Source organism: Sphingomonas sp. H160509 (assembly GCF_024124765.2).
In the GTDB taxonomy this organism is placed as follows: domain Bacteria; phylum Pseudomonadota; class Alphaproteobacteria; order Sphingomonadales; family Sphingomonadaceae; genus Sphingomonas.
Genome location: NZ_JAMXSR020000002.1, coordinates 2,699,756 through 2,714,231, shown reverse-complemented (window position 1 = coordinate 2,714,231; position 14,476 = coordinate 2,699,756). Strand labels below are relative to the sequence as shown.

10 protein-coding genes and 6 pseudogenes are annotated in these 14,476 nt (G+C 65.9%); 6 read left to right on the top strand and 10 right to left on the bottom strand.

Annotation, left to right across the window (positions count from 1 at the left end):
• The first annotated feature begins 96 nt into the window (after window positions 1-96).
• A pseudogene (pepN, locus tag NHF48_RS15090) lies at window positions 97-2,687 on the top strand (aminopeptidase N).
• Window positions 2,688-2,840: 153 nt separating this feature from the next.
• Here pepN and NHF48_RS15085 read toward each other — a convergent pair.
• Entirely contained in the window at window positions 2,841-3,290 is a 450-nt protein-coding gene (locus tag NHF48_RS15085) for a nucleoside deaminase (RefSeq protein ID WP_253071552.1), read from the bottom strand.
• A gap of 51 nt (window positions 3,291-3,341) precedes the next feature.
• Window positions 3,342-3,560: a hypothetical protein gene (locus NHF48_RS15080; protein ID WP_056487387.1), complete on the bottom strand. Its 219-nt coding sequence runs from the start codon at window positions 3,558-3,560 to the stop codon at window positions 3,342-3,344.
• A gap of 182 nt (window positions 3,561-3,742) precedes the next feature.
• Between NHF48_RS15080 and rpmB the strand changes: the two are divergent.
• A pseudogene (gene rpmB / locus NHF48_RS15075) lies at window positions 3,743-4,043 on the top strand (50S ribosomal protein L28).
• Between the two features lie 70 nt (window positions 4,044-4,113).
• Here the strand turns inward: rpmB and NHF48_RS15070 are convergent.
• A complete protein-coding gene (locus NHF48_RS15070) occupies window positions 4,114-4,872 on the bottom strand; it encodes an esterase-like activity of phytase family protein (RefSeq protein ID WP_253071551.1) in 759 nt (252 codons plus the stop codon).
• A complete protein-coding gene (locus NHF48_RS15065) occupies window positions 4,866-5,138 on the bottom strand; it encodes a hypothetical protein (RefSeq protein WP_253071550.1) in 273 nt (90 codons plus the stop codon). Before NHF48_RS15065 ends, NHF48_RS15070 begins: the two co-directional genes overlap by 7 nt.
• A gap of 156 nt (window positions 5,139-5,294) precedes the next feature.
• Here NHF48_RS15065 and NHF48_RS15060 point away from each other — a divergent pair, with 156 nt between their 5' ends.
• Window positions 5,295-5,690: a glycine zipper 2TM domain-containing protein gene (locus tag NHF48_RS15060; RefSeq protein WP_253071549.1), complete on the top strand. Its 396-nt coding sequence runs from the start codon at window positions 5,295-5,297 to the stop codon at window positions 5,688-5,690.
• 290 nt (window positions 5,691-5,980) lie between these two features.
• Here the strand turns inward: NHF48_RS15060 and NHF48_RS15055 are convergent.
• The 6 genes and pseudogenes from NHF48_RS15055 to lgt all read right to left on the bottom strand — a co-directional run bounded on the left by NHF48_RS15055 (window position 5,981) and on the right by lgt (window position 11,596).
• Window positions 5,981-6,498: pseudogene (locus NHF48_RS15055) on the bottom strand (phosphoribosyltransferase).
• Between the two features lie 140 nt (window positions 6,499-6,638).
• Window positions 6,639-7,986, bottom strand: a pseudogene (locus NHF48_RS15050) (cystathionine gamma-synthase family protein).
• A 77-nt stretch (window positions 7,987-8,063) separates the two neighbouring features.
• The gene (gene pgeF / locus NHF48_RS15045; RefSeq protein WP_253071548.1) at window positions 8,064-8,837 is read right to left on the bottom strand and encodes a peptidoglycan editing factor PgeF; all 774 of its coding nucleotides are present in this window, start codon (window positions 8,835-8,837) and stop codon (window positions 8,064-8,066) included.
• Between the two features lie 169 nt (window positions 8,838-9,006).
• Entirely contained in the window at window positions 9,007-9,519 is a 513-nt protein-coding gene (locus NHF48_RS15040) for a GNAT family N-acetyltransferase (RefSeq protein ID WP_253071547.1), read from the bottom strand.
• Window positions 9,516-10,555 (bottom strand): annotated as a pseudogene (locus NHF48_RS15035) (class I SAM-dependent methyltransferase). Before NHF48_RS15035 ends, NHF48_RS15040 begins: the two are co-directional and overlap by 4 nt.
• Window positions 10,556-10,693: 138 nt before the next feature.
• Window positions 10,694-11,596 (bottom strand): prolipoprotein diacylglyceryl transferase, encoded by a 903-nt coding sequence (gene lgt, locus NHF48_RS15030; RefSeq protein ID WP_446741215.1) that lies wholly within the window; start codon window positions 11,594-11,596, stop codon window positions 10,694-10,696.
• A 71-nt stretch (window positions 11,597-11,667) separates the two neighbouring features.
• Between lgt and NHF48_RS15025 the strand changes: the two genes are divergently transcribed.
• The 3 genes and pseudogenes from NHF48_RS15025 to NHF48_RS15015 all read left to right on the top strand — a co-directional run bounded on the left by NHF48_RS15025 (window position 11,668) and on the right by NHF48_RS15015 (window position 14,461).
• Window positions 11,668-13,356, top strand: a complete 1,689-nt coding sequence (locus tag NHF48_RS15025; RefSeq protein WP_253071546.1) for a class I adenylate-forming enzyme family protein — start codon at window positions 11,668-11,670, stop codon at window positions 13,354-13,356.
• A gap of 161 nt (window positions 13,357-13,517) precedes the next feature.
• A pseudogene (locus tag NHF48_RS25235) lies at window positions 13,518-13,721 on the top strand (hypothetical protein); the annotation flags it as partial.
• A 398-nt stretch (window positions 13,722-14,119) separates the two neighbouring features.
• The gene (locus NHF48_RS15015; protein ID WP_253072533.1) at window positions 14,120-14,461 is read left to right on the top strand and encodes a hypothetical protein; all 342 of its coding nucleotides are present in this window, start codon (window positions 14,120-14,122) and stop codon (window positions 14,459-14,461) included.
• Window positions 14,462-14,476: the final 15 nt, after the last annotated feature.

The window sequence follows — 14,476 nt, the reverse complement described above, 5'->3', positions numbered from 1 at the left end:
TTGCAAAGGGAACGTGTTGCAGCGGCGTAGCATCCACCGTCACCCGCGCAAGCTTTGGCTGGCGGTAGGACGCCACGGCCCTATATTCGCGAACATATGCTCGATATCCAGAACAGTCTCGCCCACCCGCTCGTCATTCGCCGCGAGGACTATACCCCCGCCCGAGTGGCTGGTCCCCGAGACGAAACTGGAGTTCGACCTCGATCCCTCCACCACCCGCGTAACGGCAACATTGTCGGTCACGCGCAACGGCGATCACGCCGCACCGCTGCGGCTCGACGGCGCGGGCCAGAAGCCGCTCTCGGTCACGGTCGACGGCGTCGCGATCAACGACTGGCGGATCGACGGCGAACAGCTCGTCATTCCCCTCACCGGCGCCGCGCATGTCGTCGAGACGCAGGTCGAGATCGCCCCCGATCGCAACACGCAGTTGATGGGGCTCTATGCCTCGGGCGGCAATCTCTGCACGCAGTGCGAGGCCGAAGGCTTCCGCCGCATCACCTATTTCCCCGACCGCCCCGACGTGCTCAGCGTTTATTCGGTCAAGATGACCGCCGACAAGAAGCACTTCCCGGTGCTGCTCGCGAACGGCGACCCGGTCGAGCAGGGCGCTCTCGAAGACGGTCGCCACTGGGCAACTTGGCACGACCCTTTCCCGAAACCCTCCCTACCTGTTCGCACTGGTCGCCGGCGACCTCGCGGTGAACCGCAGCAGCTTCACGACCATGTCGGGCCGCGAAGTGGCGCTCGGCATCTGGGTGCGTGAGGCCGACCTCCCCAAGACCGAGCACGCGTTGAAGGCACTCGAACTCGCGATGGCGTGGGACGAGACGACCTATGGCCGCGAGTATGACTTGGACGTGTTCAACATCGTCGCGGTCGACGATTTCAATTTCGGCGCGATGGAGAACAAGGGCCTCAATATCTTCAACTCGCGCTACATCCTCGCCGACCCGGATACCGCGACCGATTACGACTATGACGCGATCGCCGCGGTCGTCGCGCACGAATATTTCCACAATTGGTCGGGCAACCGGATCACCTGCCGAGACTGGTTCCAGCTGTCGTTGAAGGAGGGCTTTACAGTCTACCGCGACCAGGGCTTCTCCGCCGACCAGGGCTCCCGCGCGGTCAAGCGGATCGAGGACGTCCGCGGCCTGCGTGCGTCGCAATTCCCCGAGGATTCGGGCCCGCTCGCGCACCCCGTGCGGCCTGAATCCTACCAGGAGATCTCGAACTTCTACACAGCGACGATCTACAACAAGGGCGCCGAGCTGATCCGGATGATGGCCGCGATCCTCGGACCGCAGGGATTCCGCGCGGGCACCGACCTGTATTTCGACCGCTACGACGGGACGGCCGCGACCTGCGAGGATTTCGTCACCTCGATGGAAGAAGGCGGCAAGGTCGACCTCACCCAGTTCCGCCTCTGGTATTCGCAGGCGGGCACGCCGCGGGTTTCGGCCAGCCTGTCGCAGGACGGCGATCGCGCGACGTTGCAGCTCGCGCAGCAGGTGCCCGCAACGCCCGGCCAGCCGGTGAAGTCGCCGATGGTCCTGCCGTTGCGTGTGAAGCTGTTCGGCGCCGAGACGGGCCAGCCCCTGATCGACGAGCGTCTCGTGATGTTCAACGACACGCTCGACACGATCACGTTCGAGGGCCTCGCCGAGCGCGCGGTGCTGTCGATCAACCGCGGTTTCTCCGCGCCGGTGCTGGTCGAGAGCGACCGCACCGCCGCCGATCTCGCCTTCCTCAGCGCGCACGACGACGATCCGTTCGCGCGCTACGAAGCGATGCAGCAGTTGATGCTCGACACGCTGGTCGCGTCGGCGGGCGGGCATGCGGATCACGAGGGCGTGATCGCCGCGGTCGCGAACACGCTCGCCAATGCCGATCTCGATCTCGCGTTCGTCGCGGAGGCGGTGTTGCTGCCGTCGGAGAGCTTCATCGGCGACCAGATGGCCGTCGTCGATCCCGAAGCGATCTTCCGTGCCCGCGAGGCGCTGCGCCTCGATCTCGGCACGCGGCTGGAGGCGCAATGGCGGCAGGCGTATGCGCGGGGCGAGGGCCAGCCCTACGCCTATACGCCGGAGGGCAAGGGCCTGCGTCGTCTACGGACGGTATCGCTCGGCTATATAGCGGCGAGCGGCGCGGCGGATGCGGCGGACCTCGCGTTCGCGCAGTTCGATTCGGCGGACAACATGACCGACCGGATGGGCGCGCTGACGACCCTGGTCGGCAGCGAGTCGGAGATCCGCACCACCGCGCTCGACATCTTCTACAGCCAATATTGCGACAACCCGCTGGTGCTCGACAAGTGGTTCCAGGCGCAGGCGCAGTCGTCGCGCGACGATACCGGCGCGATCGTCGCGGGGCTTGCCGAGCATGCCGATTTCACGCTGACCAACCCCAACCGCGCCCGATCGCTGATCGGTGCGTTCGGCGCGAACCAGCGGGCGTTCAACAACGCCGACGGGAGTGGCTATCGATTCCTCGCGGACCAGTTGATCGCGCTCGACCGGTTGAACCCACAGACCGCCGCGAAGCTTCTCCCGCCGCTCGGGCGATGGCGCCGGTTCGACGCGGCGCGCGCAGGGTTGATGCGCGCGGAACTGGAGCGGATCGTGCGGACGCCGGGGCTGTCGAAGGATGTGTTCGAGCAGGCTTCCAAGAGCCTGGAAGGCTGAACCGATCTGATCCTCCCCCGCCAGGGGGAGGTGTCTGGCGCTTGCCAGACGGAGGGGGAGAAAAGCGACGAGCTATCGTTCCGTGTCCTCCCCCTCCGTCACCTTCGGTGCCACCTCCCCCTGGCGGGGGAGGATCGCAGAATCGCAACGCCCCTACCGGCGACTCGTAAAGAACTCGCGCAAAATCCCCGCAGCCTCGGTCTCCGCAATCCCCGCATAAATCTCAGGCCGATGATGACACGTCGGCTGCCCGAAAAACCGCGGCCCATGCTCCACCGCCCCGCCCTTCGCATCCGCCGCCCCATAATAGAGCCGCGAGATCCGAGCATGCGCGATCGCCCCGGCGCACATCGCACACGGCTCTAGCGTTACCCAAAGATCGCACCCCTCGAGCCTGTCGCTGCCCAGAACCAAAGCAGCAGCGCGAATCGCCTGGATCTCGGCATGCGCAGTCGGGTCGCACAACGCCCGCGGCGCATTCGCCCCCGTCGCGATAATAACCCCGTCCTTAACGACAACGGCGCCGACCGGGACTTCCCCAGCCAGCGCCGCATCGCGCGCCGCGTCGAGCGCGCGGCGCATGGGTTCGGGGATAGGGAACATGGCCTCAGGCCCTGCCCCGCCGCCCGCCCCACGTAAACACCTGCGTAAAGCTCAGTTCGGTGCCTGGCTGTTGCCCGGCTTCTCGACGTTGATCGTCGGCACCGCCACCGTCTTGTTCTCCGTGCCGAGCGTGACCTTGGCGACGTCCGCCTGGAACTTCGGCGCCTGAACGACGCCCTGGCGGGTCTGATCGATGTTGATGATCCCGAAATACATCAGGCCGACCACGACCAGCACGACGATCGCGACGAGAGACAAGAGCGTACGCATGGGACATCCCCTTTTATTGAACAGTTCGATAGCGTAACAACGTCGTCGATCGCTGTGGGTTGCACAATGCCCATTGCGGACAACCGCGGGCACGTTTGACGTGAATCGGTTGACGAAAGCCGGCGTGCCAGCTATCCGCGCGCCTTTCCGGGGTTCCTCCCGACACTTGAATAGGTAATCACATGTCGCGCATCTGCGAACTGACCGGCAAGGGCCGGATGGTCGGGAACAACGTCTCCCACGCCAACAACAAGACCAAGCGCACGTTCCTGCCGAACCTGCAGAACGTCACGCTGCTGTCCGATCTCGCTCGAGAAGGGCGTCAAGCTGCGCGTCTCGACGCACGGCCTGCGTACCGTCGAGCATAACGGTGGCCTCGACAACTGGCTGGTGAAGGTCTCGGACGACAAGCTGTCGCTCCGCGTTCGTCGCCTCAAGCGCGAAGTCGTCAAGAAGATCGCAGCATCGGCCGTCGCCGCTTAACAGCGACGTCGTACTGCGATCACCGCGGCCCGCCCTGCACCTCGCAGGGCGGGCCGTCTGCGTTTGTAGGCTAGCGATCCAGCCTGAACTTCAGCAGCAGCGTGCGCTGGAGAAACATCTGGTTGTCGTCCGACACGATCCACACGATCGTCGCGCCGTTCTCGACCGTCGTGTCGATCCCCTCGAAATTGTCGTGGATCAGCGGCGCATCGATCGTCGCGATCAGGCGGCCGCGTGCGATTCGCCCCGCAGCCACGTCGCGCGCCGCGACTCGTGATATCCGCGCCGAGAACGTGAACGGCAGTCGGAAACCACGATCGAGCACGAGTAGGTCGCCATTCGGCAGCGCAGTGACGTCCGACGGATCGGACCGCCCGAACGGTTCATACGCGAATCGCTCAGGCACCCCCGTCCCGGTCGGATCGCCCGCGAAGATCAGCGCCTGCCGCGTGTGCAGCCGCTCGCCTTCCGACCCGGACCAGTCCGGCCGACGCACATGCGCCTCCTCGCTGATCACGACGAATCGCCCATCGGGTAGCCGCGCCATCGATTCGGGCCCGCCGTTCGATGGCCATTTCCGCATGGCCTCGGGCATCACCCGCGCCTCGTACCGCGCGAACCCCCCAGCATAGCGCCAGATCGAATTGTCATCCTCGAAGCCGACCCAGATCTTCCCGGATACCGGATCGATCGCCATCGATTCGCTGTCGCGGTCGCGTTTCTCCCAGCCGATGCCGGGGCCAGCGGGCAGGTTCTCGAACGCGACCCGGTGCGGGAGCCAGTCGGCGCCCATGTCGAACTGGACGATGTTGCCGCCGTCGCTCAGCATCGTGAAGCGGTTGCCGGTCGGCGCTGGTGCAACGTCGAGCGATGAGAATCCCCGAACGCGGGATCGCGACTGTCGAGTGCCACCCCACCCAGATAGGTGAGCCCGCCGACGCGCACATGCCGCGGGTTGGTGCGATCGAGCATCACGCGCGTCGCGGTCAGCTGCGCCCGCTTGCCGAGCAGGTCGAGCCGCGCTTCGCCCGACCAGGTCGGCACGATCGCACAGACGCTCACGGCGACGAACAGGACAGTGATCAGGCGCCGCATCGCGTCCCTCATAGGGTGTCCGGCGATCCGCGGAAGCATGAACAGCGGATAACGGACGCATTCAGGCTTAGCTCAATGCGAATCACCCATAAGCGTCTCATCGAGGATGGAAGCACGGCCCCCGCCGCCGCCGAAATCCCCAACGGGAGACGCACGATGTTCAAGACTTTTACTCTCGCCGCCAGTGCCCTCGCATTGGGTGCGACCGCTCTCGTTCCCGCCGCCGCCGATGCGCAGCGCTGGGGCTCGCGCTACGAGCGTGGCTACGACGGCTATCAGGGTGGCGGCTATCGCGACAATGGCTACGATCGTGGTTATCGCGGCGACTACCGCGAGTATCGCGGCAACGACCGCCGCTACAACGCACGCAGCCGTCGCGGATGCGACAACACCGGCGGCACGATCATCGGCGCGCTCGCCGGCGGCCTGCTCGGTCACACCGTGGCCGGTCGTGGTGACCGGACGCTCGGCGCGGTCCTCGGCGCCGCCGGTGGCGGCCTGGCCGGCAACGCGATCGATAAGTCGGATAACCCAGGGTACTGCCGGCGCTAGGCCCGGCAAAGCCCGGGCCGGTGCTCGCTAAAGCGAGCAACCGCCGGCACGGACGGCGGGCAGGCATCGCCTGACCCGACCGACGACGGCTTAGCCGACGTCGCGCCCGTTCGAGCCACCCAACCAGTTTCCCAGTTCCCTCGCGTAGCGTATCGAGGGGCGAGGGCCGGCTTCCCGTACGGGAGCCGGCCCTTTGTTCGTCCACTGTTTTCCTGCGAACGCAGGAAGCCAGGGTTACTCCGTCCAGCGCCCGCAACCCTGGGCTCCTGCATCCGCAGGAGAACAAGAAGTTACGCGATCCGGTCCGGGACCTCGGCAGCATCCTGCGCAATCGCCGCATCGGGCGCCACCGCCTCCCAAGGAAACACGAACCAGTCCTTGGTCACAGCCCGGTCGATCGTCCGCGCACAATACTCGATCCGCTCGGCCGAACTGACGTTGTCTATCAGCATCGCAAACCGCACCGATCCCTCGACCGCACCCGCCGCCGCCAGCGCACCACGCAGATGCGCGATCGTCCGCCCCGAATCATTGATGTCGTCCACGAACAGCAGCCGCTCCCCCCCCGCGTCCGCGCGGCGAGCTTGACCAGCGGCTCGTCGGCAAAATCCTTCACCTGGCTCGAATAATCGACCGACAGCGTCGGCAACCCGATCGCATGGCTGAGGAACACCGCGGGTACGAGCCCGCCACGGCCGATGCCGATGATGTAATCAGGTTTCCACGCGGTATCCTCGACCAGTTTGGCTGCGAGGATGTGGATCGCAGCGACGAACTCGTGCTGCGGGATGGGGGTAAAGATCGGCATCGATCGGATGCTAGCGGGTCAGGGCGAAGACTTCACCCAAAACCCGCCACATCGCTCTCTTGTTTCCCCGCGAAGGCGGGGACCCAGACTGGGCTCCCGCCTTCGCGGGAGAACAAGAGATGGCAGACGCCTTTTCAGATTTAGATCGTATCCAGCGCCTGCTCGAAATCAGCGATCAGATCGTCCGGATCCTCCACCCCGATCGAGATCCGGACGAGGTTGTCCGTAATCCCCAGCGCCTGCTTGCGCGCATCGGGCACAGACAGATGCGTCATCCCAGCCGGATGGCTAGCCAGCGTCTCGGTCCCCCCCCAGCGACACCGCCAGCTTGGCGATCTTCAGCGCATCGAGGAACGCGAAGCTCTCGCGCTCGCCGCCCTTGAGATACAGCGAGAAGGTCGAACCGCCGCCGGTGCAATGGCGACGATAGATGTCCGCCTGCCGCTCCATACCCGGCTCGTCCTCCAGAAAGCCGAGATACGCGACTCGCTCTACTTTTGGATGATGCCGCAGGAAGCCGCAGACCTTCGCCGCATTCTCGCCCGCACGGCTCATCCGCAGTTCGAGAGTCTCCAGCGATCGCAGCAACATCCACGCGGTATTCGGATCGGTGATCGTCCCGATCGTGTTCCGCATCGTGCGGATCGTGTTGATGTGCTCCTTCGTGCCGAGCACGCCGCCCGCGACGAGATCCGAATGCCCGCCGACATACTTCGTCAGCGAATACACGACGATGTCCGCGCCATGCTTGAGCGGCTGGAACCACAGCGGCCCGAGGAAGGTGTTGTCGATCGCGATCGGTGGCTTCTCACCCTTGAAGATCGCGTCACGGCTGGCCGCGACCGCCTCGACGTCGACCAGCGCATTGGTCGGATTCGCCGGGCTTTCGAGGTAGATCAGCGCGACGTTGCCGGTCGCCGCCTCGGTCATCACCGCGTCGATCTCTTCACGAGTCGCACCCGCCGGGAAGTCGAGCCACTTGACCCCGAACTTGCCGAGTACGCGGCCGATCAGCGTCTCGGTCGCCGCATACAACGGCCCCGAATGGACGATCGTGTCGCCCGGCTTGACCATCGCGAGGAACAGCGTGGCGATCGCCGACATGCCCGACGAGAAGGCGAGCGCGTCCTCCGCCTCTTCCCAGACGCCGAGACGATCCTCGAGGATCTCCTGGTTTGGCCCGTTGAAGCGCGAATAGACGAGCCCCTCGGCACCGCCCGGACGCTTGCCGGTGACGCCCTCGAAGTGACGCTTGCCCGCCGCCGCATTGGGAAACACGAAGGTCGAGGTGAGGAAGATCGGCGGCTTCAGCGAGCCTTCCGACAGCGCAGGATCGTAACCGTGCCCCATCATCAAGGTCGACGGCTTCAGCTTGCGCCCGCCGATCTTCTCGACCTCGGGCTTCGGCGCGACGCGCGCGGCTACGCCGGTCAGGTCCGCTTCGGTTTCGGCGGGGACTGCGCCGGCGTTTTCGGGGGTATCGGACATCAATATGCTCCTGCGTGGCCCGTCTTATGCGAGCCGATGTGCGGAGCCTAAACGACCGGCGAGGGCTTTGGGAGCCGTTACAGGCCGATGATGCTGATCTGGCGCCCATAGGAGGGCTCGCCGCGATGGGTCGCGCGCCGATAGCTGAAGAAGCGATCGTCATCGGTGTAGGTGTCGAGCCCGAGCGCCTCGATCCGGCCGATCCCGGCGACCGCGAGCCGGCTGACGACATAGGCCTCCAGGTCGAACTGGTAATGACCGCCCCTGTTCTCGATGGCGCGACCGTCCGCGAAGAAGCGCTCGTTCTCCGGATCCGCTTCGCAGAACCGGCGGATGAAGGCGTCGTCGACCTCATAGCTGGCGCGCGCGATGCACGGCCCGACGGCGGCGACGATCCGGTCGCGGTGCGCACCGATCGCCTCCATCGCGAGGATCGTGGAGTCGGTGACGCCGCCGAGCGCACCTTTCCAGCCAGCGTGGGCTGCCGCAACGACGCCGGCGTGCGCGTCGGCGAACAATACGGGCGCGCAGTCGGCGGTGAGGATGCCGAGCGCAAGGCCGGGACGGTTGGTGACCAGCGCATCGGCATGCGGACGGATCGCGTCGTCGAACGGCTCGATCACGGTGACCGCGTCGGCGGAATGGACCTGGTACAGACCGACGAGCTTCGCGCCGGGGAGGACGGCTTCACTCGCACGACGACGGTTCTCAACGATGGCGGCGGGGTCGTCGTCGGACCCGATACCGACATTGAGGCTCGCATACGCACCGGTCGAGACGCCGCCACGCCGTCCGAGAAAGCCATGCGGAATGTCGCCAAGCGCCTTCGCGCGGATTGGATCGATGGTCATTTTAGGTCACCCAACATCAAACACATCCCCACCCCGGCGGAGGCCGGGGCCCAGTTGGGTGACGTTGCTAACAGCAGGCATCGCGCCGTTACCAAGACCTTTCCAACTGGGCCCCGGCCTCCGCCGGGGTGGCGGCCTTTCGCTACGATATCTCTGGAGGCATCAAGCATTACAGCTCAAGCCGCATGATCCGGTCATCATCAGGCTGCTCACCGACCATGAACACATACCGCCCGATCTCGACGAAGCCGTAACGCTGGTAGAATCGGTGCGCTCGGTGATTATCCACATACACGCTCAGGATCATTTCCGTCCGCCCCTCGGCGCGTGCGGCATCTATCGCCCAGTCCATCAACGCCGGGCCGACACCCGCACCGTGCTGGTCGCTGCGCACATATAGCTGATAAAGCTCGATCGCGGACGCAGGCCAATCGCCAGGAAAGGCAACAGGGCCGATCTTGGCAAATCCGACGATCGCGCCGACCATGTCCACCGCGACGCGCACCGTGAAGGCAGGGTCGGACAGCTGTGCCGGCAACCCCTTTGCCCCGAACGCTTGCTCGAGAAACGCCGCAAGGTCTTCAGGCCGGTACAGCGTACCGAACGTATCGGTGAAAGACTGCTTCGCCATCGAACCGAGTTCTGCACCGTCGGCGGGCACCGCATTGCGATAGGAGATCATGCAAACGCCGCCGGGGTCGGCCAGGACGGCGCGGTGATCGCCAGCGCTTTGAAGAGCGTACCCATATCGTCCATCAACCTCCTCCGATCCGCCGCCAATGCTTCCGCCCGCGCAGGCGACGCCTTGGCGAGTGCCGACGTCCGCGAATCGATGCCGAGCGCACCGAGCAGGTCGCGCTGCGTCACCGGCCCCACCACGCCACCGCGCCCTCGGCCTGTGCCGCGGCGGCGAGCGTGGTGAAGTCGACGTGCGCGGTCAGGTCATGCTCGCCGGGCGCCTCGAACGGATTGGCGAACGCATGCCCGCGCACCGCCTGCAACGTGTCGCCGAGTGCCGGCCCCTCATAGCCATAGTCGACCGCGATCAGCGCACCGCCCTGCACGGCAATCCGCTTGGCGAGACCGCGAATGATCGTCACGGCAGCAGGCGAGGTTTCGAGGATCGAGCCTGCGGGCGCGTCGCGGAATGGCTCGGGGATGACGGCATCCGGGAGCGGCTTCCCGGCGATCGGCAGGAACAGCAGGTCCTGCGCCGCGACGAGCCGTTCGTGCCACTGCTCGCGCTTCACCAACTGCCGGATCGGCAGCGCGTCGAAGAACTCATTGGCGACGACGATCAGCGGACGATCGGTCGGCAGCGAATCGATCGAGTCGTGCCACGTCGCAGCGGGCACACGCTCGGCTTGAGCTTTTCTCAACGCCGGGCTGGTCTCGACGAAATGTACCGGCGGCTCAAGCCCGGCCTTCGCCATCGCCCGCGCGGCATCGGCAGCAAGCGTCCCGCGACCCGGCCCGAGCTCGACCCACGCCACATCCAGGCGGCCAGCGCGATCCCAAAGATCGGCACACCAAAGCCCGACAAGCTCGCCGAACATCTGGCTGATCTCGGGCGCGGTGGTGAAGTCGCCCCCCGCCCCCAGCGGATCGCGCGTCGCATAATAGTGCGCGTTCGCCGCCGCCATATACTGCGCGACGGGGATCGGGCCTGCGAGCGCGATCGCGCGGGCAAGGCGTTCGGGTAAAGCGGTATCGGTCATCTGAAATTCTCTACCACCCCGGCGGAGGCCGGGGCCCAATTGGGAAGGTCAGTGTGACCGCGCGCAACGCACGTCACTATGGACGTTCCACTTGGGCCCCGGCCTCCGCCGGGGTAGTGCTTCCAATCAAAGGTTTGCCTAAGCGACGCTCGCCGTCCCCGCGATCGGCTCGACCCGCACGCGCCGCTTGGCCGATGTCGCCACCAGATACGCGCCACCGACGATCATCGGCACGCACAACCACTGCCCCATGTGCAGCCCGGTATGCTCGGCAAACGCCCGCAGCTGCGAATCCGGCTCGCGGAAGAACTCGACGGTAAACCGCGCGATCCCGTACCCCAGCACGAACAACCCGACGAGCTTGCCTGGATCATACCGCGCCTTGGTCTTCCAGAACGCGAACCAGAGCAGCGCGAACAGGACGATGCCTTCCAGCCCGGCCTCGTACAGCTGGCTCGGATGGCGCGCCGGCTCGACCATCCCGAACGGCACGGTACGCTCGAAGATGATCCCCCACGCGACGTCGGTCGGCTTGCCCCACAGCTCGCCATTCACGAAGTTCGCCAGCCGTCCGAAGAACAGCCCGAACGGTACGCAGCACGCGATATAATCGTGCACGCGCAACCAGTTGAGCTGGTGCTTCCGCGCAAACAGGATCAGCCCGATCGACGTGCCGATCACCCCGCCGTGGAACGACATGCCGCCGTCCCACAGCCGGAAGATACGCAGCGGATGCAGGAACATCTCGGGCGCGTAGAAGATCACGTAACCGAGCCGCCCGCCGAGGATGATCCCGAGCGTCGCGTAGAATACGAGGTCGTCAGCATGCCGCCGCGCCATCGGTGCGCCGGGCTGGGCGAGCAGCTTCAGCAGGTACCACCAGCCGAGCAGGATCCCGCCGATATAGGCAAGGCTGTACCAGCGCAGCGTGAAGAAGCCGATCGAGAAGACGTCGGGGTGCAGCCCCAGATCCTCGAAGCGGATGTGACTGCCGACGGCAGGCGCTACGGCACCCGCAGCGGCGGTGATGGTCGACAGGATCAAAGGCTTTTCCCCACGCGTTCGCCCCCTGCATAAAGACCGATAACGATAAGACCAAGTAGGAGAGCGATATGCGGACCGAGCTAGACCTAGCTATGGATTCGACGATGGCCGCGCTGACCGCGCCCGACGGCATGCTGGCGCTCGGATCGGTCGAGCGGTTCGGCGTCACGCTACCGACGATCGCCGCCGCCCCGCCCGCGCTCAGCTATTATTTCGCACACTATGCCAACGAGCACCGCGACGCCGTTTTCCTCGTCTCCGGCGCCGAACGGCTGACGTTCGGCGAGGTCTACGCCGCCGCGGAACGCACCGCACGCGCCCTTATCGGCGGCTACGGCATCGCCAAGGGCGACCGAGTCGGCATCGCGATGCGCAACTCGCCGTCTTGGATCGTCCTCTACATGGGTATCATCATGGCCGGCGGCGTCGCGACCCTGCTCAACGGCTGGTGGCAGTCGGAGGAACTGGAAACAGCGATCGGCGAGGTCGATTGCGCACTCGTGTTCGCCGATCCGCCCCGCGTGAAGCGACTCGCGCAGATCGCAGGCCTACGCGCGCCGGTGGTCGAGATCGACGATTCGCGACCGCTCGACGCCGCGCTCGGAGCCGTGTTCGCAAAGGACGATCACACCGCCGACCTGCCGCTGCTCGGACCCGAGGATCACGCAACGATCCTGTTCACGAGCGGCTCGACCGGCCAGTCGAAGGGCGCGCTCTCCGAACACCGTGCGGTCGTGCAGGGGATCTTCAATTATCTCGGCCAGGCGATGATGATGGTCGGCATCGCCACCGCGCAAGGCAATCCGCCGGTCGGCCAACCGGTCACGCTGCTGACGATCCCGCTGTTCCACATCACCGGGGAAGTGCCGGTCTTCCTCCAGAGCTTCGCGATGGGGCGCAAGCTCGTGCTGATGCCGAAATGGGATGCGGGCGAGGCGATGCGGCTGATCGAGGCGGAGAGCGTCACCTATTTCGTTGGTGTCCCGTTGATGAGCTTCGAGATTCTCAACCACCCGGATCGCGCGAAGTACGACCTCTCGACCGTCACCGATTTCGCCGCCGGCGGCGCGCCGCGCCCGGTCGATCATGTCCGCCGCATCGACGAGGAGATGGGCGGCAGCGCACCGCTGATCGGCTACGGCCTGACCGAGACCAACGCGGTCGGCACCGGCAACTGGCGCGGCAACTACCTGGCCAAGCCCAATTCCGCCGGCCGCCCAGGCGCGCCGTTGGTCGATCTGGCCATCCTCGACGACTCCGGCCACACGGTCGACCAGGGCCAGCGCGGCGAGGTCTGCATCCGCTCGATCTGCAACTTCAAGGAATATTGGAACCGTCCGGATGCGACCGCCACTGCGTTCACCGCGGATGGCTATTTCCGCACCGGCGACATCGGTTACCTCGACGAGGACGGCTATCTGTTCATCGTCGACCGCAAGAAGGACATCATCATCCGCGGTGGCGAGAATATCTCATGCCAGGAAGTAGAGGCGGCGCTGTACGAACACTCAGCGGTCGCGGAAGCCGCCGTGTTCGGACTGGCGGACGAGCGCTTCGGCGAGGTCCCCGGTGCGGTGGTTGTGCCGCAAGACGGCGAAACGCTGACCCCGGACGACCTGACCGCGTTCCTCCATCAGCACATCGCCGCATTCAAGATACCGCAGCGCATCTGGATTTCGGAAGAGCCGCTGCCAAGACTGGGGACGGAGAAGATCGACAAGGTCTCGCTCAAGGCCAAGTATAAAGCGCTGGCCTAATATCCCCTCGCCCCTCCGGGGAGAGGGAGGGGAGGAGCCACTTGGCGACGGAAGGGAGAGGGGCAGTGGGACTCCCGGCGCAGTCCCGGAGACCCCACTCCCCCTCATCCGACGCTTCGCGCCACCTTCTCCCCGTGGGGGAGAAGGATTAGAGCCACCCCATGATCAGCAGGCGTGAGATTTTAGTCGGCGGCGGCGCAGGGATCGGGCTCGTCGTCGCCTGGGGTCTCTGGCCACGAACCTACGCCCCCAACCTCGTCGCCAATCCCGGCGAAACCCCGTTCGGCGCATGGCTCAAGATCGGCACCGACGGCCACGTCACCGTCGCCGTCCCGCAGGTCGAGCACGGCCAGGGCGTCTACACGACGCTCCCCCAGATCGTCGCGGACGAGCTCGGCGCGGACTGGCGCACGATCGGCGTCGAGCCCGCCCCGCTCAACCCGCTCTACGCCAACCCGATCGGCACGCACGACCTGTTCGAAGGCCTGTTCGATCGCCTCCCGCAAGGCACCCCGCAACCACCGATGCTGACCGGCGGATCAAGCTCGATCCGGATGTTCGAGCAAGCCTGTCGCGAGGCCGGCGCAGGCGCCCGCGCGCTGCTCTGCATGGCGGCGGCCAAGCGCTGGGACGCCGACTGGACCCAGGTCAACGTCGACGCGGGCTTCTGCACCTACCAAAACAAGCGCATCCGCTTCGCCGAACTCGCGGAGGAAGCCGCCAAGTTCACCCTCCCCCGATCCCCTCCCACTCGGCATCCAGGGTGCAGGCAAGCTTGTCGGCAAATCCGTCCCCCCGCCTCGACACCCCCTCGAAAGTCGACGGCTCGGCCAACTTCGCCGGCGATGTCCGCCTCGCCGACATGGTCCACGCTGCAATCCGCCAGGGCCCGGTCGGCGGGCGCCTGGCAAAGGTCGACCGCGCCGCCGCCGACCGGATCCGCGGCGTGCTGTCGGTGGTCGAGAACCCGCGCTGGGTGGCGGCCGTCGCTACGACAGGGTGGGCCGCGCAAAAGGCGCTCGACGCCCTCGCCCCGCGATTCGAGAACGACGCCCCCCCTCCCCCTATACCAGGTCGATCGACGCAGCACTCGACGCCGCGCTAGCCCATCCCGGCACGC

Excerpts from the sequence above, each read along its gene's own strand:
- NHF48_RS15080 (WP_056487387.1), bottom strand. The coding sequence starts at position 3,560 with ATGCGTACGCTCTTGTCTCTCGTCGCGATCGTCGTGCTGGTCGTGGTC.
- NHF48_RS15040 (WP_253071547.1), bottom strand. The coding sequence starts at position 9,519 with ATGATCTCCTATCGCAATGCGGTGCCCGCCGACGGTGCAGAACTCGGT.
- NHF48_RS15025 (WP_253071546.1), top strand. The coding sequence starts at position 11,668 with ATGCGGACCGAGCTAGACCTAGCTATGGATTCGACGATGGCCGCGCTG.
- NHF48_RS15065 (WP_253071550.1), bottom strand. The coding sequence starts at position 5,138 with ATGCGGCGCCTGATCACTGTCCTGTTCGTCGCCGTGAGCGTCTGTGCG.
- NHF48_RS15060 (WP_253071549.1), top strand. The coding sequence starts at position 5,295 with ATGTTCAAGACTTTTACTCTCGCCGCCAGTGCCCTCGCATTGGGTGCG.
- NHF48_RS15070 (WP_253071551.1), bottom strand. The coding sequence starts at position 4,872 with ATGCTGAGCGACGGCGGCAACATCGTCCAGTTCGACATGGGCGCCGAC.
- NHF48_RS15085 (WP_253071552.1), bottom strand. The coding sequence starts at position 3,290 with ATGTTCCCTATCCCCGAACCCATGCGCCGCGCGCTCGACGCGGCGCGC.
- pgeF (WP_253071548.1), bottom strand. The coding sequence starts at position 8,837 with ATGACCATCGATCCAATCCGCGCGAAGGCGCTTGGCGACATTCCGCAT.